Genomic DNA, 22,345 nt, shown 5'->3' with positions numbered 1-22,345 from the left:
TCCTCCTATTTTTTAGCTAATTTCATTCCAGCAAATGCTGCTACATATGTCACAATCAAGCTAAACAAAGTTAAATATATAAATGAATTTTGCATAGATAATACCGTTCCACTTGTTCCAAATAAACCTGTTACCGTTCCTGAAACATTAATTTGGAACTTAGAAATCATATTCATTACAATCATCATAATTGTGTAAGAACCACTGCATACCGCTAATGTAATATATATATTGGCGGTCGGTAATTTAGCTAACTTTCTTCCCGCTCTAAACATAAAGAACAATGGAATAATAAGCAGTAATAAACCATAATGGAATACGTTATTCACTTTATCAAATTCTGCAAGGCTTTCCTCATTTGCTCCTTTTGAAATCAATATCTCTCTAAGCTCTACGCCATTTACAGAGACGCCTGATATAAATGAAAACGATAGTGTGCTCTCATATGTATTTGATTTCTTACCAATTCTAGTAAATTCCTTACTAAGTGCTGGACTTGATACTTCTAACGGCGCAAAATGAGCCATACTCCATAATTGAGGTGTTAACTCTAATGCTAATAATGTACTTTCAGATTTTAAAGTTGTTATTTCTTTTAATGGTTCAATACCGTCTTCCTTACTTACTAACGCCATAATACAAACCGCTACTGCTGTTACTAAAAGTCCTTTTATCATAGCTGAAACACCGTAATAAACAGACGCTCCATATGGCATTAACTCTTGAAATGCTGCTGCCATATTGTTTTTGCTTGTATGAGCAATAAATCCTAATAAGGTAAATAATGTTCCACATACAAAACCACTCAATAAACTCTTAATCGCTGAATAGCCAACCGTAATCTTACCTGCTTCTGAGAATGGAATTGCAAAAGATTGTGATGCTATAAAACTTATAATAAATAAAAAGATGCCATAAATAATACCAACTGTTGCTGCCATAAAGATTTGATCTTTAATCGTTTTCGCAACATGCTGTTTTCCTAACCAAATTCCTGTACCAGCGAAAATAATAAATGGAATAATTAATAATAATGTAAATGGAGTATGCCAAGATAAAGAAAATATCAATCCACTATCATCGTTAGCTGTAAAACCAAGTAAATGGTAACTTAACATCGTAGAAGTTGCACTCGAATAAAAACTTGGCAACATTTCTAATTCCTTCGCAAATTTGCTAAACATCTCACTTAACATAGAAGCAAATAATAAACTACCAATCCAGCCAGCAATTAACATGAGAATACTTGCAACAGCCCCACCAATAAAACCTTTTTGTAAAACGGCTTTATCTGCTTTAAATTCAACTTTAGGAGCACCATCCATTGTAGGCAATTTTACAGATTGTTCTTTTTTCTTCACAATAGATAAAGAATACCCACACTTTTGACAATATAAATTTTTTTGAGCATTTTCACTGCCACAACCTTTGCAGTATTTTGCAGTATCTTTTTCTAATGTTACTGCATCTATAGCTCCTGCAATCTCCATACTACCTTCATTTGGGCAATAATTTACTTCTTCACCATGTTGTTTTCCACATGTGCGACAATACATTTAATTCACTCCCCACTTTGCTTAATTCCACAAACTGGACAGTAAGTAGAGTTTTTATCGATATGCTCATTACATGAAATACAATTTACCGTTTCACCTTCATTTTCTACTGCTAACATCGGGTTAGGTTTTCCACACGAACCACAAAACTTATCATTTATTGATAAAGGTCCACCACATTCACATGTAGATTTTTCACCTTGTTGTTTTTGCAATTCAACAATGCGCTTTCTTGCTTGATAAATAGCTACATCAAATTCTTGAACTGGAGCAATCATTTCTTTTAAGCTCGCTTCATTTACTCCACTTCCTCTTAATTGAACATACACTTGCTGCCCAACCTCTAATAGAACCTCTGCTTTTTTCTGCATTTGCACTTGCATTCCCTTTTTCAATTGAGCAATTTCTTGTGCAACTTGCAACTTCATTTTCCCTTGTTCTATTCCTTCTTGTAACTTATTCATTCCACTACCTAACTTCGTCTGTAAATCTGACAAATTATTTCTCCTCCTATACGTATATATTCATATATGAAATTAACATTTTATATATTACCATGATTTTCAAGTTATGTAATCCAAATTTCATTTTTTCTGTTTTGAGCATTTTTTGTTTATAATGGTAAAGGAAAGAAATATGTGTACGGAGGAATATTATGCTGCAACACTCAATTACGAAAGATGAAATTATGATGATTGCGAATGAGTTCGTTCAAGGACTAGATCCGCAGCAAACAGCTGATCAGGAACATGTCGCTACAGCTCGGCACCTATATCGTAGTGGTGTTGTCTACAACGTTGACTTTGATGGTTATACACTGTCAGGAACTGTAGATGCGGAAGGCAACGTATATAGCGTTCATATTCCGATTCGTAATGTCGCTGAAAGTTATTGTGATTGCTTCGCACCAACACAATGTGAGCATATGCTCGCTGTATTGCTATCTGCAGCGTCTAGTTTCGGGCAAGTAGGAGATGTATTAACTTTATTTAAAAATAATACGAAACCTTCCCTTCCTCCTATTAGAACTGCAAGACAAGTATTGCAATCATCAGCTTTTGAAGAAACGGATTATAAAAGTTGGGAATCATATTTTGAAAAAGAATATGATTCATTTAAAAAAGAACAAGCTCGCCTTACTTATAAACAAATGTATTTTCTTATGAGTATCTTTACAGATTTCTATACGAAGCTTGAGCGGAAAGCTCCGCGCGTCATCGCCATACATGAATTATTCAGGTTACATGCAGCAATTTACTGCTTTCAAAAATTATTAGAAGAAATTCAGGCATTCGAAGCAAACAAAACGTATTCTTATCACCAACCTGTTAATGTCATTCGCCTATTTGTAGATAAAGTGGAATCCATCGTTCGGGACTTACAATCAGAAGCGATTCCTTCAGAGTCTGAAATAATTTTGCAAGAAACAGCTCGTCTCGTTCATGAAGTATTCTTCTCTACCGACGCTTATACGCAAGAGCGATTTTTCATTTATCGTCACATATGGAGTGAACTTTTAAACAATAAAGAGAACATAGAAGAGGAAGAAAAACGAATCGATACGAAAATCAATCTACTATCCAAAGCATTAGCGTCTTCTCATCTTCTCTTTTTAAATGATGAAGATTTACTAGCGATGGACTTACTAAAGAAACAACCTGCTTCTGTTGTGAGTCTATACTTCTATTGGTTAGAAGAACTATTAAGTGCCATGCAATGGGATCGTGCAAAAAACTGGCTTTCCTTTACGTATAAACAAGTAAAGAAAACGATCCAAGATCACGAAAATACGATTTTCATAAAAGATATCGTTCGGCTATTTGTAATCATGTATGAAACATATGCAACACATACAAATGAACAAGCTGGTTTTGAAATGATTTTACAAGAACTATTGCCGTATAGTTTCACAAACTACGAACAGTACGTACTCGCGAAAAAACAGTATCGCACATGGGCAGAGCTTCATCTCTTATATGGATTTGAGGCAATTGAACTGTTGAAAGAGCCACTGAAAGATATTGAAAAAGAAGCGCCAGAAGTGGCACTTCCTCTTTACCATCTTGCTGCTGTAGAGGCGATTGAAGAACGAAATCGTAAATCATATAAACGTGCAGTTCGTTACTTAAAGAAATTACGTACATTATATAAACGATTAAAACGCACCGATGAATGGGATGCTTTCATTATTCACATCGCCAATCTCCATTCACGTCTGCGTGCACTACAAGAGGAATTACGGAAAGGAAAATTAATCGATGATCAATCAAACTGAAGTAACAATTAGGCTCCAGCATGTTAGTCAAGGTTGGTTCCTTTGGGGAGAAAATGACAGCGGTACTCCATTATCCGTAACAAGTTGGAAACGAAATGCATTCACATGGCACTCCACTTCTTTCTACGGTACGTTTCTAAAAGAAGCAACCTTCGAAGGAAAACAAGGTGTGCTGCTAACAAATGCACAAGCCTTTGAATACATTGCAAACAAACCGATGAATTCCTTTGCACATATTCAAATAAACGGCACGATTACAGCACTTACGAAAGATGCTAATGAACTATGGGATGCCTTTACGAGTGGTAGTTTCGTACCAAATATGAATCATTGGCCTAAACAACCATCTTGGAAAGTTCAAAATACACCAATTGAAGATGACACATTAGCATCGCTTTTCTCAGCAGCAGTAAATGAAAGCATATTACAAGACAACCGCTCAAATGACGGCTGGGAAGATGCTAAAAGACTATATGAACATTATGACTTTACGAAAAGACAACTGGAAACAGCACTACATGAAGAAGATTGGCTTCGGAAAATTGGTTATATTGAAGATGATCTTCCGTTTACAATCGGACTAAGACTACAAGAACCACAAGAAGAATTTGAAATGTGGAAGCTTGAAACAATTGTGACACCAAAGCGCGGGGCGCATCGCATATATGTATATGAAAACATCGATTCCTTACCGAAAAGGTGGCACGATTACGAAGAACGGATTACAGAAACACAAGAAGGTTTTAGTAAACTCATACCGTGGTTAAAAGAAGGAGATACGTTCCGAAATGAGCTCTTTGAAACAGAAGCTTGGAACTTCTTAACAGAAGCAAGCAATGAATTACTTGCAGCCGGCATTACAATTTTACTACCATCATGGTGGCAAAATTTAAAAGCAACAAAACCGAAATTACGTGTCCAGCTGAAGCAAAATACAGCACAAACACAATCGTTCTTCGGTATGAATACGCTCGTTAATTTTGATTGGCGCATTTCGACGAACGGCATTGATTTATCAGAAAGCGAATTTTTCGAACTCGTTGAACAAAATAAACGTCTATTTAATATAAATGGTCAATGGATGCGACTAGATCCAGCCTTTATCGAAGAAGTAAGGAAACTCATGAACCGTGCCGATAAATACGGACTAGAGATGAAAGATGTCCTACAGCAACATTTATCAAATACGGCTGAAACAGAAATTGTAGAAGATGATAGTCCGTTTACTGATATTGAAATCGAACTAGATGGATATTATGAGGAACTATTCCAAAAGCTGCTTCATATTGGAGATATTCCAAAAGTAGATGTCCCTACTTCACTAAACGCAACACTTCGTCCGTATCAACAACACGGCATTGAATGGTTGTTATATTTACGAAAGCTTGGATTTGGAGCATTGCTAGCCGACGATATGGGACTCGGGAAAAGTATTCAAACAATCTCTTACTTACTATATATAAAAGAAAACAATCTCAAAACAGGCCCTGCATTAATCGTAGCGCCGACATCTGTTCTTGGAAATTGGCAAAAAGAATTTGAGCGTTTCGCACCGAATTTACGTGTTCAATTACATTACGGAAGTAATAGAGATAAGGGGAATTCATTTGAAGATTTCCTTCAATCAGCAGATGTTGTATTAACATCTTATGCATTGGCTCAACTCGATGAGGAAGAACTAACTTCATTATGCTGGGATGCTGTTATTTTGGATGAAGCACAAAATATTAAGAACCCACATACGAAACAGTCGAAAGCAGTACGAAACTTGCAAGCAAATCACAAAATCGCTTTAACTGGTACACCGATGGAAAATCGCCTCGCTGAACTTTGGTCCATTTTCGACTTTATTAATCATGGATATCTCGGAAGCTTAGGGCAATTCCAACGCCGCTTCGTCACACCAATTGAAAAGGATCGTGATGAAGGAAAAATCCAGCAAGTTCAACGGTTTATCTCACCATTTTTACTGCGCCGAACGAAGAAAGATCAAACAGTCGCATTAAATTTACCAGATAAACAAGAACAAAAAGCTTACTGTCCTCTTACTGGTGAACAAGCTTCCTTATATGAACAACTTGTTCAAGATACACTGCAAAATGTCGAAGGATTAAGTGGAATTGAAAGACGCGGCTTTATATTACTTATGCTGAACAAGCTAAAACAAATTTGTAATCATCCAGCTCTTTATTTAAAAGAAGAAGAGCCACAAAATGTCGTTGAACGCTCTATGAAAACAAAAACGTTGATGGAGCTCATAGAAAATATAAAAGATCAAAATGAAAGTTGCCTCATCTTCACTCAATATATCGGCATGGGGAACATGCTAAAACGTGTGCTAGAAGAAAAATTCGGCCAGCGTGTCCTCTTCTTAAACGGTAGTGTACCGAAAAAAGATCGCGACAAGATGATTGAGGAGTTCCAAAACGGAACGTATGACATTTTCATCTTATCCTTAAAAGCTGGCGGAACAGGATTAAACTTAACCGCTGCCAACCATGTCATTCACTACGATCGTTGGTGGAATCCAGCTGTGGAAAATCAAGCAACAGACCGCGCATATCGCATTGGTCAAAAACGATTTGTTCATGTTCACAAACTCATTACAACAGGAACATTAGAAGAAAAGATTGATGAAATGCTAGAAAGAAAACAATCTCTAAACAATGCGGTCATCACAAGCGATAGTTGGATGACTGAACTATCAACAGACGAACTAAAAGAATTACTCGGTGTATAAAGTGAAACTTGAATCAGTGGGGGTTTTGTTCATCTCCCACTGATTATCAGCCCTCACCAATCGGGCTTTTACGGGGAGTTTTACTACCCGCAAAAAAAGCGCTAATCTCGAAATGAGATTAGCGCTTTTTTCTATTCCAAAACCAATTACTTATTATAATCCCCGTTAACCCGCCGCACGTATCAAGCAATGAATCTTGCCACATTGGTGTACGGTCTCCCGTATACCATTGGTGAATTTCATCAAATGTTGCATAACCCGCAACGAAAAGAAGGGCATATATAAAACATCTTTTCCTCGAATGACCTGATCGATGAAAAGCGTAATAAATCAATGAACCTAGCATAAAGAACACCATAAAATGAGCACCTTTACGAAGGAAAAACTCAATAAATCCGCCTACACCTTTATTCGCAATACTAACAGGGGTTCCTCCACCATAATCGATAGATACCCATGAAAAATGCTCTTTCACAAATTCAACATTTACATATTGTTCAATATCTGAACGCATATCCTGCTTTTTATATGGTTGTGCCGAAGAATAGAAAATCAGCCCCATCCATAGTAATACAGGAATCCAAAATAACCATTTACGATTCATTATCCAGAATTCTCCTCTCTTAATCTTTTAAGGGTACCAAAAAAAAGAAAAAATTTCACGCCAAAACATGACATTTGCATCCTATTTATAAATTGAAAGGAGGTGATACACATGGCAATTGAAACAATCGTAATGGATTTAACTTTACGTCTTGTCTTAAATAACGGATTAGATAAGAACGGCAAAACAGTTTTCAAGAGCAAACAATTTAAACGTGTTAAAACAAATGCGAGCTTAGATCAAGTACACAATGTAGCTCATGCTCTAGCTTCCTTACAAGCATCACCGCTTCACGCTGTACAACTTGTAAGCACATCAGATCTTTCTAAACTATAAAGTAAAACTCGGATCAGTGGGGATTTTATTCATCCTCGCTGATTATTAGCCCGCAATTTAACCGGCAGACCCAAATCCCGTAAATAGCGGGATAAATACAAAGGAGGGAATAACACATGCAAGTACTAGAGTTGATTTTCGCGAAGGAAGATGGAAAAACAGTCGTTTTTTCTATCGATACGCCCATCACACCAATCGATGCACAAGTCGTAAATCAAGTAATGGATACAATCCTTGCCTCATCTGTATTTTCATCCATTGATGAAAATACAAGAAAAAAGGGAGCTCGCCTTGTAGAAAAAAATGTATCTGAAGTTCCCATTACTCTATAAAATGAAAAAGACGAATCTGCATCATTTTGCAGATTCGTCTTTTTTCTTCGGCATTTCAATCGGGATAAAAATCTTTGAAAAACCGACGCATACATACTTATAATGTTCTTCCCCTATATCAAACTCAGTCGTATATGTTGAGAAGAATATATAATCATTTCGCTTCGTATAATGATCAATTAATAACCCAACTTGTGGCTCAACATACTTTTTGGCTAACTTTTTACCGGCCGATGCCAAGTCGCCAAGAAGACCCTCTTCATTCTCTTTTTGAACTTCATCTAGCTTCTTACTCACATCATTACGCTTCATAAACTGCTTCGCTGCCCATTCTGTATATTCTCCTTTACTCGGATTACTGTTTGCTAAATATACTAGGAGAACGACAACTAAAGCCATAATAATATACTTTTTCTTCATACTATATCACCGCCTACTCTTTTCTATTTTCATATATATGTACAAGCGATGCAAATTAGAAAGACTATCACCTATTGATTGTAAACGAATAGCCAAAATTTACAATATGAAATAGAATATTAACAGTAAATTTACTTAATTTACATATAATTATATTCGGAATGAAAATTATAAGGGAGGCTATAGAATTATGGATAATGAAAACAACATTTTTATTTCTAGTTCTACAATGATGCTTGAACCATGTAAACACCCTTATTACCGTACAAAAATTATCGACAGTAGCGGAAACCATCTTTACTCCTGTCAAACTGCTCTCCAACTTATACAGAAATCTTGTCTAACAAATATTCATTCTACTTATCAAGGGAGACGTAATGCCGTAAAAACAAAATTTAAATTCAAACAAAACGTTCCAATTCCGATCAATCATAGAGAATATATTTGTGCTTTCCCAACAGAATCTCCTGCTTCTCCAAATTGTATTTGGCTTTTCTTCAAACATGTTCATACAATAGAGTTTTTCAAAAAAGCTAAACGAGCTAAAATTCATTTTTCAAACGGAGCTACCGTAACGATACAAATTAGTTCCCATAAGCTAAGTCAGCAATTATGGAAAGCGGGATATGTATTATCCCAAATGAACATGCAAGATTCATCACCTTAATAACAAATAGAATGGAAGGTAGTATTTCATCACCTTCCATTCTATTTGCTATTTTTATCCTTTTACACTATCGCGCATTTTCTCGAGTGCTTGCCGATACATCCATCTTACTTGATAATATGTCATTTCCGTCTCTAAAGCGATTTCTCCCATCGTCTTCCCTACAAAAAAACGTTCAAAAATAATATACTTCTCCTTCTCGTCTAACACACTCATAAAATCCTTCACTCTTATTTCAACATCTTCAAAATGAAAGATATCCTCATACTCTCCTACACATACACACTTCTCCTGCACTGCGAACTCTTTCTTCAATCTCTCTAATATATAACCTCGCACCGTTACAACTGCATATGCAGGGAAATACCCCTTCTTTGCATCAAACCTTTCATACGCATGCCAAAGACCGATTAAACCACATTGATAATACTCTTCATAATCTTTACGAATACCTAATTTCTTTATCTGATTTACAATCATCCCTTCGTACAAAACAACTGCTTCTTTAAAAGTGGCTGGCTTCACACAGTACCCGTTTCTAAAAGGTATACCTTTCTAGTATTCCGCGGTACCTTCACAATATAAAAATAAAGAAAAGATTTCACCGTGAGTAATTTCAAATACTACCGACGGAATTTGAAATTACAATAGGTAGTATTTGAAATTTTGTTGGTGGTATTTGAAGTAGGGGTAAAAATAAAAAAGGTGACTCTTGAAAGAGCCACCTTTCTATTTTATTTCCTTATTGGAACATACCTTGTAAAGCGCCTATTCCAAGAGTTAAAACAAAGAAAACAATAGTAATAATTGTTGCCTGCTTTTTAGTTAAACCTGCTGTAATTTGAAGACCTAGCCATGTAACTGCATATCCCCAAATTGTAAACACTTCAAATTTACTTACAATGCCTTTTACAACACCACTACTTGAAGCAAAAATTGGCTCTAGGCCAGTGTACATTTCTTGACCTGATCCACCTAAAATATATGCTAAAATCGTATTTATTAATAAACCTAGTAATGAAATAACACTTGAATATACAGTAATCGCTAATAATTTTTTATAAGAAGTATCATTGCTTATAAATACCATTAACACTTTATACACCACGGCACTAAGTAGAAAGACAAATGCCATACTAATAGCAATTACCCCAAATCCCATACCATATGTCATTGCAGCTGAAACAGTAACACCTAATTCCTTATTAAGCTTAATTGCTTCAGGTGTTAGAGAATATACATAAGCAGCAAATCCCCCAACAAGCCCAGCTATTAAAACAAGTAGCCAAAATGCACCCCAAACTGCATTACTCGTCTTCATTCTCTCAAACTGCTCACTTGGAGAAGTAATCATTCCTAATAATGATGGCTTCTTCGCACCTACATCTTGCGTATTAATATTAGCTTCCATTATAACGCCTCCTTCTATTTATATAACCCGTTCTAACGGGCGGTTCACTTCCTCATATAGAGGCTACGAACCGCCCACTAGAACGGTAATGTGTAGTTCTACTACACTATTAATTACTCATAACGCAATGCTTCAATTGGATCTAATTTCGCAGCTTTATTTGCTGGAATTAATCCGAAAATAATACCGAGTGTCATCGAGAACAGTACGCCTCCAACGACAACTTCCCACGAAACGAGTGGTGGCCATTTTGCGAATGTAGAAACGATATATGCTCCGCCATACCCAAGACCAATTCCGATTAAACCACCTAGAAGTGTTAACATAACAGCTTCAATTAAAAACTGTAATAAAATTTTACTACGCGTTGCTCCTAGTGCTTTACGTATCCCAATTTCGCGTGTACGCTCCGTTACAGATACAAGCATAATATTCATAACACCAATACCACCAACAACTAATGAAATACCCGCGATACCACCAATAATCATCGTCATAATGTTAGTAACTTTAGAAACACCTTCTTGGAATTCTTTTAAATTCACCAATTCATATTTACCTGGAATATCGCTTGGTTTACGACTATTTAATACATCAACAGCTTTTTTCCCTGCCGTTTCTAAATTATCTACGTTTTTAGATTGAATGGCGATACTTTGAATTTCATCCGTTCCGTATAAAACAGGCCATAAAGTAAGAGGAATTAACATTTCCTCAGCCTCGAACCCCATAAATTCATTATCTGATTTATAGACACCAATAATTTGCATCGGTTGTCCTTTCATTTCAATAATTTTCCCTACTGGATTTTCATCTTTAAATAACGTCTCTTCTGATTTCGTACTAATCATAACAACGTTATTTCCTTGTGAAATATCAGATTCATTTAATGAACGACCTTTAACCACTTTCACTTTATTTACTTCAAAATATTCACTATCAAGTCCAATAACATTAATCATTGATTTTTTATCATTAATATCCATTGTTTCCATCGTATTATTCGTCGTAATAACATGAGAAACATCTTTAACTTGCTTTACTTCCATAATATCTTCTTCTGTTAATTTCGGTACTTGATGCCCCCCCATACTGAACTCATCATTAATATCCGGTTTAAATTGAATTGGCATAAGATTATTACCAGAACCAGCGATTTTCGACTTCAGCATCGCTTCCCCGCCTTGCCCAATTGCAACGACAGTAATAATCGAACCTACCCCGATAATAATACCGAGCATCGTAAGAGCTGAACGCAGTTTATGAGCTAAAATAGAAGACAGGGCAATTTTTATACTATCTAGTAAACTCATACCGCACACCTTCTATCTTCTGTAACTTTCCCGTCTCGCAGTACAATGCGGCGAGAAGAATACGCTGCTACTTCCTCTTCATGCGTAACCATAACAATCGTCGTACCTTCTGCATTAAGCTTCGTGAAAATATTCATAACTTGCTCACCAGACTTCGTATCAAGTGCACCAGTCGGTTCATCGGCCATAATGAACGTTGGATTATTTGCAATCGCTCTTGCAATCGCTACACGCTGCTTCTGTCCACCTGATAACTCATTTGGTAAATGGTGCACGCGATCTGCCAATCCAACTTTACCTAGCGCCTCCAAAGCACGCTTGCGACGCTCTGCTTTCTTCACGCCACCATATACGAGCGGAAGCTCAACATTTTCCACTGCGGAAAGACGAGGCAGTAAATTAAAATGCTGAAATACAAAGCCAATATATTCATTACGAATTAAAGCAAGCTTTGACTCGTCTGCTGTTAAGATATTCACGTCATTCAGCATATATTCACCTTCTGTTGGACGATCTAAACAACCGATAATATTCATAAGCGTCGACTTACCAGAGCCAGACGGTCCCATAATCGAAACGAACTCACCGCTCTGAATCGTTAAACTAATACCGTGCAAAATCGGCACTGCCAATTTTCCTTGATAATACGTTTTAGCAATATTATTTAACGTAATCATTTCTCTTTCACTTCCATTCCGTCATACACATCGTCGGAAGGATTTTTAACCACCTTTTGCCCCACTGTTACGCCTTCTACAACCTCTGTCCAGTCCCCATCAGTAGAACCTTTTTTCACATTTTTTTTACGAAGCTTTCCTTTCTCCTCAACATAAACAAATGCATCATCGCCTTTTTCTACAATGCTCTTACTTGGGACAGCAAGCATCTTCTTATTCTCTAAGTTTACTTGCAGAGAAACGTGGTAACCTGGAGATAAACCATCTTGGCTATCAAGACTTGCTTTATATGTATATTGAGACATATTTTGAGTTGCTTCACCCATGCCGCCAGCTTGCGCCATCTCTGCGCTCGTTGGGAACTCACTTACCTCTGTAATCTTACCTGTCCACTTCTTCTTATTATTTGCTTTTGCCGTTACAGTGAATGTTTGATCTTTTTGAATTTGTGACTTCTGAAGCTCAGTTAACGTACCTTGAACTTGGAATGGGTCTTTAGAAGCTACTTGTAAAAACGCTTTTCCTTGACCACCTAACGCTTGAGATGAGCTTTGTGCCGCATCTTTATCTAACTTTTGAACAACACCAGCGAAATTACTATAAATCGTAAGCTCTTTCTGCTTTTTACTTAACTCTTCTTTCTGCAACTTTCCTTTTTCTTTCTCAAGATCAATTGTTTTTTGTCCTATCTCTAACTCGTTTACTTGCTCGTCCATCGGATCTGTTACTTCTTTCCCAGCTCCGCTATCTTTCGCCTTCTTAATTTCTTTCTTCAACGAATCAATCTTCTTTTTCCCTTGATCATAACGCATATCCGCCATCTTCTGATCAAGCTCAGCTTGCTTCATTTGAAGATTAATCTCTTCATTATCATAAGAGAATAACTTCGTACCTTTCTCTACCTCTTGCCCTTCTTTTACCTCAATATCTTTCACTTTCCCTTTGGCCGGATCTGCATAGAAGCTTTCAATATTACCAGGCTTCACCTGACCAGAAATTAACTTCGTATTATTCAGCTTACGCTCTGTCACTTTCTCAAAACTTACAGCATCAGCATTTGTTGATGCCCCCTTCTTCTTACCTTGCATAACAAAAATATTAATCGCCGCTACAATAACAATTAGTGCAATAACCCCAATAATAATCCATTTCTTCTTCTTGTTTGGAGTACGAACCGTATTTGGTAACATATTCTCTCTCCCTTTATAAATTAATAGTTTAATAAATACCATAATTGTATAAAACTTTCTGAAAATAAATTGTATATTATTACAATCTTTTTACAAAGTTTTACACATCCATTTATATTGTAACAAAAATTCCAATGATTAGAAATATGACATTATATCTTTTAAGATAGATTTAAGGAAAGGAAAAAGAGCAATTTTAATTGAATAGAAGCCATTCTTTATTAACAAACTTCTTGCCAAAATGAATCATTAAAATCATTTTCCTAATTGCACCATCGCTATTGTGTCATATATATTTGACATTTCATCTATTCAATTATAAAATGTCACATATAAATGACATTTTGGTACACGAGGTCTACAACCAACAATGGGAGGGTTATATTTGAATAACGTTAAACAATATCGAAAATCTGAAGGGCTATCGCAACTAGAGTTAGCTAAAAAAGTTAACGTGGCGAGACAGACAATAAATTTAATTGAAAACAATAAATATAATCCCTCTTTAGCCTTATGTATCGAATTAGCAAAAGCACTAAAAACAGATTTAAATAGTCTATTTTGGGAGGGAGATTAAATGATGAAAATTGAATGGAAAGAAAGAGTTTATAATAGTTTTGTTGGAACAATAAGTGAGAGAGATGAATACCAAAAACAAGAAATCAATAAAGAGTTATCTGTAGCTGGAATTGGTTTGTGGTGGTTAAATATGTTGGTAATGCTTATTATGTTACTTGTTGATACTATGAATCACACAATATCTATAGGGACAATATTCATTTTTCTATCTAATATGATTTACGCTAATTACTTAGCCTTTAAATTCAAGAAAAAAGGTTTAAGTGATACTGAATGTGCAACAAAAGAAGAATATTTACAACACAAGAAAAAATTAAGAAAAGCTGGCTTAAAAGCAGGTGTGCTTTGGGGCTTTCAAATGTTTGTTTTTATGAATTATATCCTTCCCTATGTAGGTTCAGAAGAAATCTCTATTTCTTTATTTAAGGTTGTAATTTTCATCTGTGGCGGCGGATTTTTCGGTCTAACTATGTACGTAATTGGTCTATTAAATCTAAAAAAATTATATTAATTAACAAAAATCATTTATATATTAAACTGCAATTTTACATACTGTTTGTTTTTTCTAATATAAAAGCTATCCAATCACACACAATTGGATAGCTTTTCAAACAAAATATTACGCTACTTTAGGATCTTTTCTCTCATGTCCACGTTGAACAATAAATAAGAAGATTGTTGATAAAACCGCTCCTGTTAATAGTAAGATGAAACAACCATCCCAGCCAGAACTATCAACAATAACACCAATTGCTGCGTTAGCTACAAGACTTCCGCCTACGTAACCGAAAAGACCACACATACCAACTGTCGTACCTACTGCAAATTTCGGTACCAATTCCATCGCACTTAAACCGATTAAGAACTGTGGTACATAAATTAAACAACCGATAATAGAAACTGCAATACTTACAACAAGTACGCTAGTTGCTTGCCAATATATAAACGTACCAATAACAACTCCAACCATACTAATAATACATAATGGCATACGTTTTCCTTTAAATAATTTATCACTTAAAAAGCCAACGATTAATGAACTTGGAATTGCCATACCTTCAAAGATTGCATATGCCGCATGCGCTTCTGCTTTTGAAAATCCTTTAACTGTCGTTAAATAAAGTGGAACCCAGTTAATAACACCGAAACGAATTAAATAAACAAAAGCATTCGCAATACATAAGAACCATACAAATTTATTTTTCACTACATACTTCATTAAAATTTCTTTTGGTGACATCTTGTTAGCATTATCTGCTTTTTCAAGATTTTCATAGTCATTACGATACTCATCAATTGGAGGAAGACCTTCAGATTCTGGTGTATCCTTCGCATTGATCCAAACAAGTACTGCAATTACCATTGCGATAATCGCTGGGAAAATAAACACGCCGCCTTGCCAATGATTTTCACCGAAAATACCTACACCAATTCCGACAAGTGGTGGCACAAGCATTCCACCAACGTTATGTGAAATATTCCAAAGACCTGTTTTCGTACCGCGTTCTTTCTTCGAGAACCATTTCGTCATAACAATACTACAAGGTGGTGCTCCCATACCTTGTACAATACCGTTAACAACAAGTAATGTAACAATCATCCCAAATGATGATGCAAAGCCGAAACAAATATTTACAAGCCCTGATAAGAATAAACCGACTGCGATAAAGCGCTGGGCGAAAGCTTTATCTGATAAATTCCCCATAAAGAACTTACTAAATCCATAAACAATTGCCATTACTGAACCTAGTAGACCAATTTCAGCTGTACTAAAACCATATTCTTGTACTAAATACGTACTTGATAACGTAAAGTTACTACGAACTAAATAATAAGCAGCATATCCAACTGAAATCCCGATTAACACACGAATACGTAGTAATCGATATACACGGTCGATCATATCCGCTGGCAATCTTTCAATTGCAGGTGCTGGCTTGAGCCATTTAAACATATATTTTCGTCTCCTTTTCTCACTTCAGAGAGAGACGCTGTCTATTCCATATCTCGATTATTCCGCTATTTGATATATTTTGGTTCGTCCTTCTAACCGGCTGTCCTTCTATTTCTTTCTCATTCTTCGCAAACATCGTTGGTACGCCAAACGACACTTTTTCTAAAATATGCCCCGCTTCTTCTGATAAACAATAATCAATAAATAAATCCGCAATAATACCACTCGGTGCACGTTTTAGTTTCGAAATCGCATTAACAGATAACCCTGTTTGCTCAGGTTCGTTACTTAAAATCGGAAAGCCTTGTTTTTGAAGCATTCTCTGATCTCCCATAAAGTTGATGCCTATCATATATTCACCGCTCGCAACAAGTTCTGCTGGGATGTAACCATTCACTGTTACTTCTCCAACTTGTTCTGCCAGATTCTTCACATATCCCTTCGCTTCCTCTTCACCTAACGTATCAATCAGTGATTGGAAAAACGTATATGCTGTACCTGAAACATTTGGATCGGGCATGACAATCTTTCCTTTATATATTGGATTCAATAAATCTTTCCATCTTAACGGATACGAGAGACCGAGCGGCGCTATTTCCTCGTTCCACCGCTCTTTATTAATCGCAATTGCCAGCTTCTCCACTTCATAACCATACCAATAACCATCTTTATCTTTAACAGTTTTTGAAATACGATTTGCATGTTGGCTTATCACAGGAATAGAAAGATTTTTCTGCTTCATCATTTGATGCGCATCTACTGTACCGCCAATAATAATATCCGCCTTCGGATTTCCAGCTTCTTCTTCCACTCTACGAAGAAGTTCTTCTGTTGAAAGACGAATAAATTCATACGTACATCCGCGCGGCTTACAAAATGATGAAAGTAACGCTTCACCAACTTCCTCACGAGCCGCTACATACGCAACAATATGACGATCATCCAAAATAGGGAGACCATTTTTACTATATTTAATAGAGGTTGTATCTCGAGAGCAACTAGACATCGCTCCTCCAATTACTAGCAAAAAGAAGAAAAAGGCTATCTTTCTCATGACGCATTCTCCTTTACGAATAACTCTGCTAGAGAGCCTTTCATATACATAACATTTCCGTTATTATCACCGAGATATTGCACAACAAAGTACGATGGATACACAGAAATCGTAAGAATATCTTCACGATCATTCTTTACACGCTTACCTGTTTTATAAGCTGTAATATAAGCAATCGGTTCATTCTGCGATTGTAATAACTTCTGAATTTCTCCGTAATCTGTAATTTGCTTTGCGGACCGAATAGAATCAAGTATGTGCGTAAGATTGATAGTACGTACCACATCGCCTTGACGTACTACGACATCCTTTGCTGAAGCAAAGAAATCACTAATACGCTCTGGCGTGTAATACAGGCTTAATAAATACGTTTGAAGTGCTGAAATCATCGGATCCATGCCATTCTTTCCGTATACATTTTCCCCATACTGGAACAAGTCACCTACTGCAAAAGTACGCTTATGTCCATTCAAGTACGTTACTTCTCCAGTAAATACTTGTTCTTGGCTCTTAACGTCCCCTGGCTCTATTCGAATTCGGTCAAAGAATGAAACAATCGTATGCAAACGAACTTCATCCGTTACAACGATTTCTCCCCACTTTTCATGTCTTACTTTCACTTCAATTGGAAGAGATTCATTCACCCTTTGTAAAACGGCTTGTTTATCATTTACAATGTTGATTCGATTATAGATTTGCTTCTCCATAACATAAAACAAAACAAGAGAAACAATCATACAAATGACAAACATAAGAATTTGAAATGATAGCCTTTTCATTTCTGCCTACCTCCAAGATAAAAAAACGTTGTTTCGAAAATACCGCATAATTGTTTCATAAATGTATCATTTAACCGCTTTCAAGTTTTTTATGTCTTCCATCCTTCTCGGAAGCAAAAATGTAATAAATATTGTAGTACCTATTTCTTCACTACTCTCAATCCGCATGCTTCCGCCCTGCTTATTCATAATCTCCTGACAAATATACAAACCATAACCATTCCCGTAACTAGAAGGCAGTGTCTTTCCTTCCGGAGACTCATTCCACTCTGCAAGCACCCCTTCATCTATACCAATCCCATCATCATGAACAAAAACCTTCGCCTCATGCTCATTTACAATTACATTCATACGAATGTGCGAAGCATCACTATACTTAATTGCATTATCAAGCACATTTAAGAAAATTTGCTTCGTCTTATCAAAATCCGCAACAACATGTACATCCGTTAACTCATTTATCACTTCAATTTCAAATTGATTTAGGCGAGGTTTCACAATTGAAACTGCTTCTTCTGCCAATTCCTTTATATTCACAACTGTAGGAGACACTTCAAACGTACTCGTTCCATATTTCGAGGACTTAAGCAATTCCTCTACAAGTGATAATAAACGCTCACTTTCCACAGCCACATAACGAAGACTTTCCTGTACATCTTCTTTCGATTGTAACTTCGGAATTAAATCAACATAACCGATAATTGCCGTTAGCGGTGTTTTTAGCTCATGCGTAATGCGGTCTAGGAAATCTTTCTGCTTCTCTTTCTCCTCCTGCAATTGCTTAATATGCAGCTCAATTCCATCGGCCATCGCATTAAAAGATGCTGAAAGCTGAGCGATTTCCACGTACTCATTTAACTCAATCTTACTCTTATAATCACCATTCGCGAGCCTCTGTGCCATTTGTCTCAACTGATCAATCGGTTTATGAAGAGACTTCGCCAAACGAATCGCAAAGAAAATACCGGTAGCTACTAAACAAAGAGACGTCATTAAGAAAGTCCAGCTCACATTTGTTAAAACTTCCTTCTCACCTGTTAACTCATTTATAAAACGAATACTTCCAATGACATCGTTTCCATAATAAACCGGGCTTGAAAACAAAAGAATAGGAGCTGGATCCGCCTCCTCGAAAACATAAGACTTCTTCCCCTTCAAGGAACTCTCAATGTCGATGTTACGGTGAAGCAATGCTCCTTTTTGTGTATCTGCAACAACATCGCCATTCTTCCCGATCATCTGCACACGGACATCCATACGCTTCGCTAAATACGACGCAATTAAAAGTGAATTCGGACCAAGCGTATCCACTTCTGCTTCCTTCTCTAAATAATTCATCGTATAAATTTGTGCTTCTACACTTAACTTTTCTAAAGAATCTGCTGCGTTATGATACATATTCTTTTCTAACGTAATATAAACAACTGCATATAAAAGAACAAAAATCGGAATTAACAGCCCAACTATTCCGAACACCATATTTCGCTTTAAAGACATACCATCACCACTTAACAATCCAGTTTATAGCCAACGCCATAAATTGTCTTAATATATTCTCCGCTCGTCCCAAGCTTCTTGCGAAGTCTCTGCACCATAATATCAACGGCTCTCGTATTTCCGATATACTCAAATCCCCATACTTTCTCAAGTAACTCATCCCTCATAAACACACGCTGTGGATTTGAAACAAATAACTGACATAAATTAAACTCTCGGTACGTTAACTGAATCTCTTGTCCACTCACATGTACCTTTCTTTCCTTAGGACAAATCACGATCTCTCCAGCCTCAATTACTTCATGACTTACAGCCGCCTCCGTCTTCTTTACACGCCGCGCCATATTCTTAACCCGAAGAATAAGCTCCGCATAATTAAACGGCTTCGTCACATAATCATCAGCACCAAGCTGCAAGCCAAGCAACTTATCATTCATCTGACTCTTTGCCGTTAACATAAGCACGGGAATATCCCTATCCCTCTCACGGAACAAACGAAGCAACTCATACCCATCCGTATCCGGAAGCATAACATCCAAAATCAATACATCCGGCCCTTCATTCCATCTCTCTAAAGCTTCTCTCCCATCAGCCGCTGCCAATACTTCATAACCTTCCATCTCCAACTGCATCCGAATCAAATTACGAATACTCGATTCATCATCCACCACAAGTATTTTCATCATTCTCCTCCTTCCACCACGTATTATAGTACAGTTTAGTATAGCAAAAATCCTATAAAAAAAGAGAGGGTATTGTCGAACATATTTTGTCGACGATACCCTCTCCCCTTTTTATTATTTAGCTACAAAATAATCCGTTACATATTGTGCCCAAACTTCATGACCTTTAGCAGTTGGGAAACCAAATTCTTCTTTTAAATATGGTAGGATAGCCTTTGTCGATGCATCCGGCCATGCTCCCCAATGATCAATATATGTATAATTATTTTGCGCCGCAAATTGTTTTAATGCTTCAATTGCTTTCGGATAATTCTTCGCACCATACACTGGATTTGATGGTTGAATCATAATCGTAGCACCCTTTGCACTAGTAGAAAGTGCTTGAACGAACTTCTGTGTATTTGCGACAGAGTTCCCATTACCAGTTTTACCGTTATCAGTAATAAATGGTGGCTCAAATAAAATCACATCTGGATTCTCTTTCGCAATCTCTTTATCACGCTTATTCGCAATTAACTCTTCTGTGCTTTCACCCTTATATTCCTTTACAGTCACATTCCATAAACCTTTACCGTAAGCAGTTTCTAAATTAGACGTTAACTTAGCTGCCCAAGCACCTTTTTCAGATGAAGAACCTTCATCACCAACAATAATAAGGTTTACTGCCTTTTTATCCTGGGCAGCTTTCTTTAACTTCTCTTTCACTGCATCTGGCAAGTTCTTCGCGTATGCCTCATTAAAAGATGACTTCGCATCTTGTTTTTTCTCTTCCTTTTTCTCTTCTTTCTTCGCTCCGCTATCTTTCACTTCAACCTTTGCTTTCGTTACTTCACTCGTCTGTCCCGTTGCATTTGCAACTTTCTTATTCCAGTACAATTTACCGCTCACAATCGAAGCAACAAACAATACAAAAACAACAAGGACAAGTACTGCTTTCTTATTCATCGATTCACCTCATCTATTAATCTCACAATATATAATACTAATATAAATCCATGCAAAAATAAACCCAACTCCTTCCAAAGGAGTTGGGTTATTACATATTATTTAGTCACTTCAAGATGCGCTCTTAATTTATTCGTTAAATCTTGTTTTGCAGCATCTGGAACATAGTAGTACCAAATACCATCAGCGGCTTTGTGGCCGTCGCCTGGGATTTGGATATCTTCACTATTCTGCAGACAATCTTTATAATTCTTTTGCATATCAAACATTTGATCTTGCGTTAAATTTGTCTTCACATTCTTTTGAATTGCTGTTAATACATCACCATAGCTTGTTAAAGAAGAGAAGGTTGCCCCTTTCTTAATAACAGCTTGCATCACTTGACGTTGACGCATTTGACGACCGAAGTCGCCTCGTGGGTCTTCTTTGCGCATACGTGTATATGCTAGAGCTTGGTCACCTGTTAAGTGAATATTCCCTTTCTGGAAGTGTTTCCCTTCTAGGGAGAATTCTAAATCATTATTAACATCGACACCGCCTACTGCATCTACAATATCTTTAAATCCTTCCATGTTTACTTCAATATAGTAATTGATAGGAACATTTAAGAATTTTTCTACTGTCGCTACAGACATGTCTACGCCACCAAATGCGTACGCATGGTTGATTTTATCACTTTTACCCTTTCCAACGATTTCAGTATACGTATCACGAGGAATACTTACTGTTTTCATTGAATTATTTTTAGGATTTAATGTAATGACCATTAAAGAATCTGAACGTCCTTTATCTCCACCACGCTCATCTGCACCTAATAGTAAAATTGAAACAGGTTCAGATTTATTGATTTTTTCTTCTGGTTTAGTACCTTGATCACGTTTTAATGGTTTATGAACTTTATCCAATGTTTTTGAAACAGAAGAATATATATTATAAGCGTAAGCTCCTCCACCTATAATTAGTACTCCTATGATTCCTAATATCCAAAATAGGATTTTCTTTTTCATGCTTTTAACCTTCTTTCTTCAGGTACCGCTATCAAATTATTATAACTTCAAAATATAAAATACATTATACATGTAATTCGATTTTTAAGCCAAACTATATTGATAACTCAATGAAAGTTTTAGCAACCTATAACCAATTCTCTAGTTACTAACTTTTTGATATCCAGCCTTATTTTCAGACTGCCACCTCCAAGAATCTGCACACATTTCTTCTAATCCGCGTGTTGCCTCCCAGCCTAATTCACGCTTTGCTTTCGATGCATCAGCAAAACATACTGCCACATCACCTGGGCGACGCTCTGTAATTTTATAAGGAACTTTCTTGC

24 protein-coding genes are annotated in these 22,345 nt (G+C 36.5%); 7 read left to right on the top strand and 17 right to left on the bottom strand.

Annotated features, from left to right (window positions below):
* Nucleotides 1-5: 5 nt before the first annotated feature.
* Both EBQ15_RS12915 and EBQ15_RS12910 read right to left on the bottom strand, forming a co-directional pair.
* Nucleotides 6-1,556 (bottom strand): zinc ribbon domain-containing protein, encoded by a 1,551-nt coding sequence (locus EBQ15_RS12915; RefSeq protein WP_000271639.1) that lies wholly within the window; start codon nt 1,554-1,556, stop codon nt 6-8.
* A gap of 5 nt (nt 1,557-1,561) precedes the next feature.
* Entirely contained in the window at nt 1,562-2,053 is a 492-nt protein-coding gene (locus EBQ15_RS12910; RefSeq protein WP_001281756.1) for a zinc ribbon domain-containing protein, read from the bottom strand.
* Nucleotides 2,054-2,211: 158 nt separating this feature from the next.
* Between EBQ15_RS12910 and EBQ15_RS12905 the strand changes: the two genes are divergently transcribed.
* Both EBQ15_RS12905 and EBQ15_RS12900 read left to right on the top strand, forming a co-directional pair.
* Nucleotides 2,212-3,831: an SWIM zinc finger family protein gene (locus EBQ15_RS12905; RefSeq protein WP_000939130.1), complete on the top strand. Its 1,620-nt coding sequence runs from the start codon at nt 2,212-2,214 to the stop codon at nt 3,829-3,831.
* A complete protein-coding gene (locus tag EBQ15_RS12900; protein ID WP_000610131.1) occupies nt 3,815-6,571 on the top strand; it encodes a DEAD/DEAH box helicase in 2,757 nt (918 codons plus the stop codon). The genes EBQ15_RS12905 and EBQ15_RS12900 overlap by 17 nt, the downstream gene beginning before the upstream one ends.
* A 118-nt stretch (nt 6,572-6,689) precedes the next feature.
* On the opposite strand, the gene EBQ15_RS12895 is transcribed toward EBQ15_RS12900, so the two are convergent.
* The gene (locus tag EBQ15_RS12895) at nt 6,690-7,175 is read right to left on the bottom strand and encodes a VanZ family protein (protein WP_001080707.1); all 486 of its coding nucleotides are present in this window, start codon (nt 7,173-7,175) and stop codon (nt 6,690-6,692) included.
* Between the two features lie 111 nt (nt 7,176-7,286).
* On the opposite strand from EBQ15_RS12895, the gene EBQ15_RS12890 reads away from it, so the two are divergent.
* Both EBQ15_RS12890 and EBQ15_RS12885 read left to right on the top strand, forming a co-directional pair.
* Nucleotides 7,287-7,511 (top strand): DUF1659 domain-containing protein, encoded by a 225-nt coding sequence (locus tag EBQ15_RS12890; RefSeq protein ID WP_000963861.1) that lies wholly within the window; start codon nt 7,287-7,289, stop codon nt 7,509-7,511.
* 116 nt (nt 7,512-7,627) lie between these two features.
* The gene (locus EBQ15_RS12885) at nt 7,628-7,843 is read left to right on the top strand and encodes a DUF2922 domain-containing protein (RefSeq protein WP_001197593.1); all 216 of its coding nucleotides are present in this window, start codon (nt 7,628-7,630) and stop codon (nt 7,841-7,843) included.
* Nucleotides 7,844-7,864: 21 nt separating this feature from the next.
* On the opposite strand, the gene EBQ15_RS12880 is transcribed toward EBQ15_RS12885, so the two are convergent.
* Nucleotides 7,865-8,263, bottom strand: coding sequence for a DUF4359 domain-containing protein (locus EBQ15_RS12880; protein WP_000731405.1), 399 nt, complete (start codon nt 8,261-8,263; stop codon nt 7,865-7,867).
* A 190-nt stretch (nt 8,264-8,453) separates the two neighbouring features.
* On the opposite strand from EBQ15_RS12880, the gene EBQ15_RS12875 reads away from it, so the two are divergent.
* The gene (locus tag EBQ15_RS12875) at nt 8,454-8,930 is read left to right on the top strand and encodes a competence protein ComK (RefSeq protein WP_000368313.1); all 477 of its coding nucleotides are present in this window, start codon (nt 8,454-8,456) and stop codon (nt 8,928-8,930) included.
* A gap of 54 nt (nt 8,931-8,984) precedes the next feature.
* Here EBQ15_RS12875 and EBQ15_RS12870 read toward each other — a convergent pair whose 3' ends face one another.
* From EBQ15_RS12870 to EBQ15_RS12850, 5 genes are all read right to left on the bottom strand, one after another.
* On the bottom strand, nt 8,985-9,455 hold the full coding sequence (locus EBQ15_RS12870) for a sigma-70 family RNA polymerase sigma factor (RefSeq protein WP_000801285.1): 471 nt from the start codon (nt 9,453-9,455) through the stop codon (nt 8,985-8,987).
* A 217-nt stretch (nt 9,456-9,672) separates the two neighbouring features.
* Complete coding sequence (gene yknW, locus EBQ15_RS12865; RefSeq protein ID WP_000387930.1) at nt 9,673-10,341, bottom strand: YknW family membrane protein; 669 nt, start codon at nt 10,339-10,341, stop codon at nt 9,673-9,675.
* 113 nt (nt 10,342-10,454) lie between these two features.
* Entirely contained in the window at nt 10,455-11,654 is a 1,200-nt protein-coding gene (locus EBQ15_RS12860; RefSeq protein WP_000054380.1) for an ABC transporter permease, read from the bottom strand.
* On the bottom strand, nt 11,651-12,331 hold the full coding sequence (locus EBQ15_RS12855) for an ABC transporter ATP-binding protein (RefSeq protein ID WP_000631626.1): 681 nt from the start codon (nt 12,329-12,331) through the stop codon (nt 11,651-11,653). Before EBQ15_RS12855 ends, EBQ15_RS12860 begins: the two co-directional genes overlap by 4 nt.
* Complete coding sequence (locus EBQ15_RS12850; RefSeq protein WP_000937318.1) at nt 12,328-13,521, bottom strand: efflux RND transporter periplasmic adaptor subunit; 1,194 nt, start codon at nt 13,519-13,521, stop codon at nt 12,328-12,330. Before EBQ15_RS12850 ends, EBQ15_RS12855 begins: the two co-directional genes overlap by 4 nt.
* Before the next feature lie 385 nt (nt 13,522-13,906).
* Between EBQ15_RS12850 and EBQ15_RS12845 the strand changes: the two genes are divergently transcribed.
* Together EBQ15_RS12845 and EBQ15_RS12840 are read left to right on the top strand one after the other, a co-directional pair.
* Entirely contained in the window at nt 13,907-14,098 is a 192-nt protein-coding gene (locus EBQ15_RS12845; RefSeq protein WP_001067016.1) for a helix-turn-helix transcriptional regulator, read from the top strand.
* Complete coding sequence (locus tag EBQ15_RS12840; RefSeq protein WP_000975585.1) at nt 14,099-14,611, top strand: DUF3278 domain-containing protein; 513 nt, start codon at nt 14,099-14,101, stop codon at nt 14,609-14,611.
* 108 nt (nt 14,612-14,719) lie between these two features.
* On the opposite strand, the gene pgtP is transcribed toward EBQ15_RS12840, so the two are convergent.
* From pgtP to EBQ15_RS12800, 8 genes are all read right to left on the bottom strand, one after another.
* On the bottom strand, nt 14,720-16,054 hold the full coding sequence (pgtP, locus tag EBQ15_RS12835) for an MFS transporter (RefSeq protein ID WP_000477602.1): 1,335 nt from the start codon (nt 16,052-16,054) through the stop codon (nt 14,720-14,722).
* Between the two features lie 19 nt (nt 16,055-16,073).
* The gene (locus EBQ15_RS12830) at nt 16,074-17,108 is read right to left on the bottom strand and encodes an ABC transporter substrate-binding protein (RefSeq protein ID WP_001225639.1); all 1,035 of its coding nucleotides are present in this window, start codon (nt 17,106-17,108) and stop codon (nt 16,074-16,076) included.
* On the bottom strand, nt 17,105-17,887 hold the full coding sequence (locus EBQ15_RS12825) for a DUF3919 family protein (protein ID WP_000826622.1): 783 nt from the start codon (nt 17,885-17,887) through the stop codon (nt 17,105-17,107). The genes EBQ15_RS12830 and EBQ15_RS12825 overlap by 4 nt, the downstream gene beginning before the upstream one ends.
* Nucleotides 17,888-17,953: 66 nt before the next feature.
* Nucleotides 17,954-19,384 carry a HAMP domain-containing sensor histidine kinase gene (locus EBQ15_RS12820; RefSeq protein WP_000054022.1) on the bottom strand — a complete coding sequence of 477 codons (1,431 nt, stop codon included), beginning with the start codon at nt 19,382-19,384 and terminating at the stop codon, nt 17,954-17,956.
* Nucleotides 19,385-19,395: 11 nt separating this feature from the next.
* Nucleotides 19,396-20,067 (bottom strand): response regulator transcription factor, encoded by a 672-nt coding sequence (locus tag EBQ15_RS12815; protein ID WP_000699553.1) that lies wholly within the window; start codon nt 20,065-20,067, stop codon nt 19,396-19,398.
* Nucleotides 20,068-20,181: 114 nt separating this feature from the next.
* The gene (locus EBQ15_RS12810; RefSeq protein WP_001034212.1) at nt 20,182-21,012 is read right to left on the bottom strand and encodes an SGNH/GDSL hydrolase family protein; all 831 of its coding nucleotides are present in this window, start codon (nt 21,010-21,012) and stop codon (nt 20,182-20,184) included.
* Nucleotides 21,013-21,110: 98 nt separating this feature from the next.
* Nucleotides 21,111-22,019 carry a polyisoprenyl-teichoic acid--peptidoglycan teichoic acid transferase TagU gene (gene tagU / locus EBQ15_RS12805; RefSeq protein ID WP_000727055.1) on the bottom strand — a complete coding sequence of 303 codons (909 nt, stop codon included), beginning with the start codon at nt 22,017-22,019 and terminating at the stop codon, nt 21,111-21,113.
* Between the two features lie 141 nt (nt 22,020-22,160).
* On the bottom strand, nt 22,161-22,345 hold a 185-nt coding region (locus EBQ15_RS12800), incomplete at its 5' end, for a GDP-mannose 4,6-dehydratase (RefSeq protein WP_206430795.1).

The organism is Bacillus sp. 2D03, assembly GCF_003946765.1.
Classification (GTDB): Bacteria; Bacillota; Bacilli; order Bacillales; family Bacillaceae_G; genus Bacillus_A; species Bacillus_A cereus.
The sequence above is the reverse complement of the archived record's forward strand: the minus strand, read 5'-3'. Positions and strand labels throughout refer to the sequence as shown.

Excerpts from the sequence above, each read along its gene's own strand:
- EBQ15_RS12830 (WP_001225639.1), bottom strand. The coding sequence starts at position 17,108 with ATGAGAAAGATAGCCTTTTTCTTCTTTTTGCTAGTAATTGGAGGAGCG.
- pgtP (WP_000477602.1), bottom strand. The coding sequence starts at position 16,054 with ATGTTTAAATGGCTCAAGCCAGCACCTGCAATTGAAAGATTGCCAGCG.
- EBQ15_RS12875 (WP_000368313.1), top strand. The coding sequence starts at position 8,454 with ATGGATAATGAAAACAACATTTTTATTTCTAGTTCTACAATGATGCTT.
- EBQ15_RS12855 (WP_000631626.1), bottom strand. The coding sequence starts at position 12,331 with ATGATTACGTTAAATAATATTGCTAAAACGTATTATCAAGGAAAATTG.
- EBQ15_RS12900 (WP_000610131.1), top strand. The coding sequence starts at position 3,815 with ATGATCAATCAAACTGAAGTAACAATTAGGCTCCAGCATGTTAGTCAA.
- EBQ15_RS12850 (WP_000937318.1), bottom strand. The coding sequence starts at position 13,521 with ATGTTACCAAATACGGTTCGTACTCCAAACAAGAAGAAGAAATGGATT.
- EBQ15_RS12885 (WP_001197593.1), top strand. The coding sequence starts at position 7,628 with ATGCAAGTACTAGAGTTGATTTTCGCGAAGGAAGATGGAAAAACAGTC.
- EBQ15_RS12815 (WP_000699553.1), bottom strand. The coding sequence starts at position 20,067 with ATGAAAATACTTGTGGTGGATGATGAATCGAGTATTCGTAATTTGATT.
- EBQ15_RS12810 (WP_001034212.1), bottom strand. The coding sequence starts at position 21,012 with ATGAATAAGAAAGCAGTACTTGTCCTTGTTGTTTTTGTATTGTTTGTT.
- EBQ15_RS12840 (WP_000975585.1), top strand. The coding sequence starts at position 14,099 with ATGATGAAAATTGAATGGAAAGAAAGAGTTTATAATAGTTTTGTTGGA.
- EBQ15_RS12825 (WP_000826622.1), bottom strand. The coding sequence starts at position 17,887 with ATGAAAAGGCTATCATTTCAAATTCTTATGTTTGTCATTTGTATGATT.
- tagU (WP_000727055.1), bottom strand. The coding sequence starts at position 22,019 with ATGAAAAAGAAAATCCTATTTTGGATATTAGGAATCATAGGAGTACTA.
- EBQ15_RS12820 (WP_000054022.1), bottom strand. The coding sequence starts at position 19,384 with ATGTCTTTAAAGCGAAATATGGTGTTCGGAATAGTTGGGCTGTTAATT.
- EBQ15_RS12905 (WP_000939130.1), top strand. The coding sequence starts at position 2,212 with ATGCTGCAACACTCAATTACGAAAGATGAAATTATGATGATTGCGAAT.
- EBQ15_RS12880 (WP_000731405.1), bottom strand. The coding sequence starts at position 8,263 with ATGAAGAAAAAGTATATTATTATGGCTTTAGTTGTCGTTCTCCTAGTA.
- yknW (WP_000387930.1), bottom strand. The coding sequence starts at position 10,341 with ATGGAAGCTAATATTAATACGCAAGATGTAGGTGCGAAGAAGCCATCA.
- EBQ15_RS12860 (WP_000054380.1), bottom strand. The coding sequence starts at position 11,654 with ATGAGTTTACTAGATAGTATAAAAATTGCCCTGTCTTCTATTTTAGCT.
- EBQ15_RS12890 (WP_000963861.1), top strand. The coding sequence starts at position 7,287 with ATGGCAATTGAAACAATCGTAATGGATTTAACTTTACGTCTTGTCTTA.
- EBQ15_RS12895 (WP_001080707.1), bottom strand. The coding sequence starts at position 7,175 with ATGAATCGTAAATGGTTATTTTGGATTCCTGTATTACTATGGATGGGG.
- EBQ15_RS12915 (WP_000271639.1), bottom strand. The coding sequence starts at position 1,556 with ATGTATTGTCGCACATGTGGAAAACAACATGGTGAAGAAGTAAATTAT.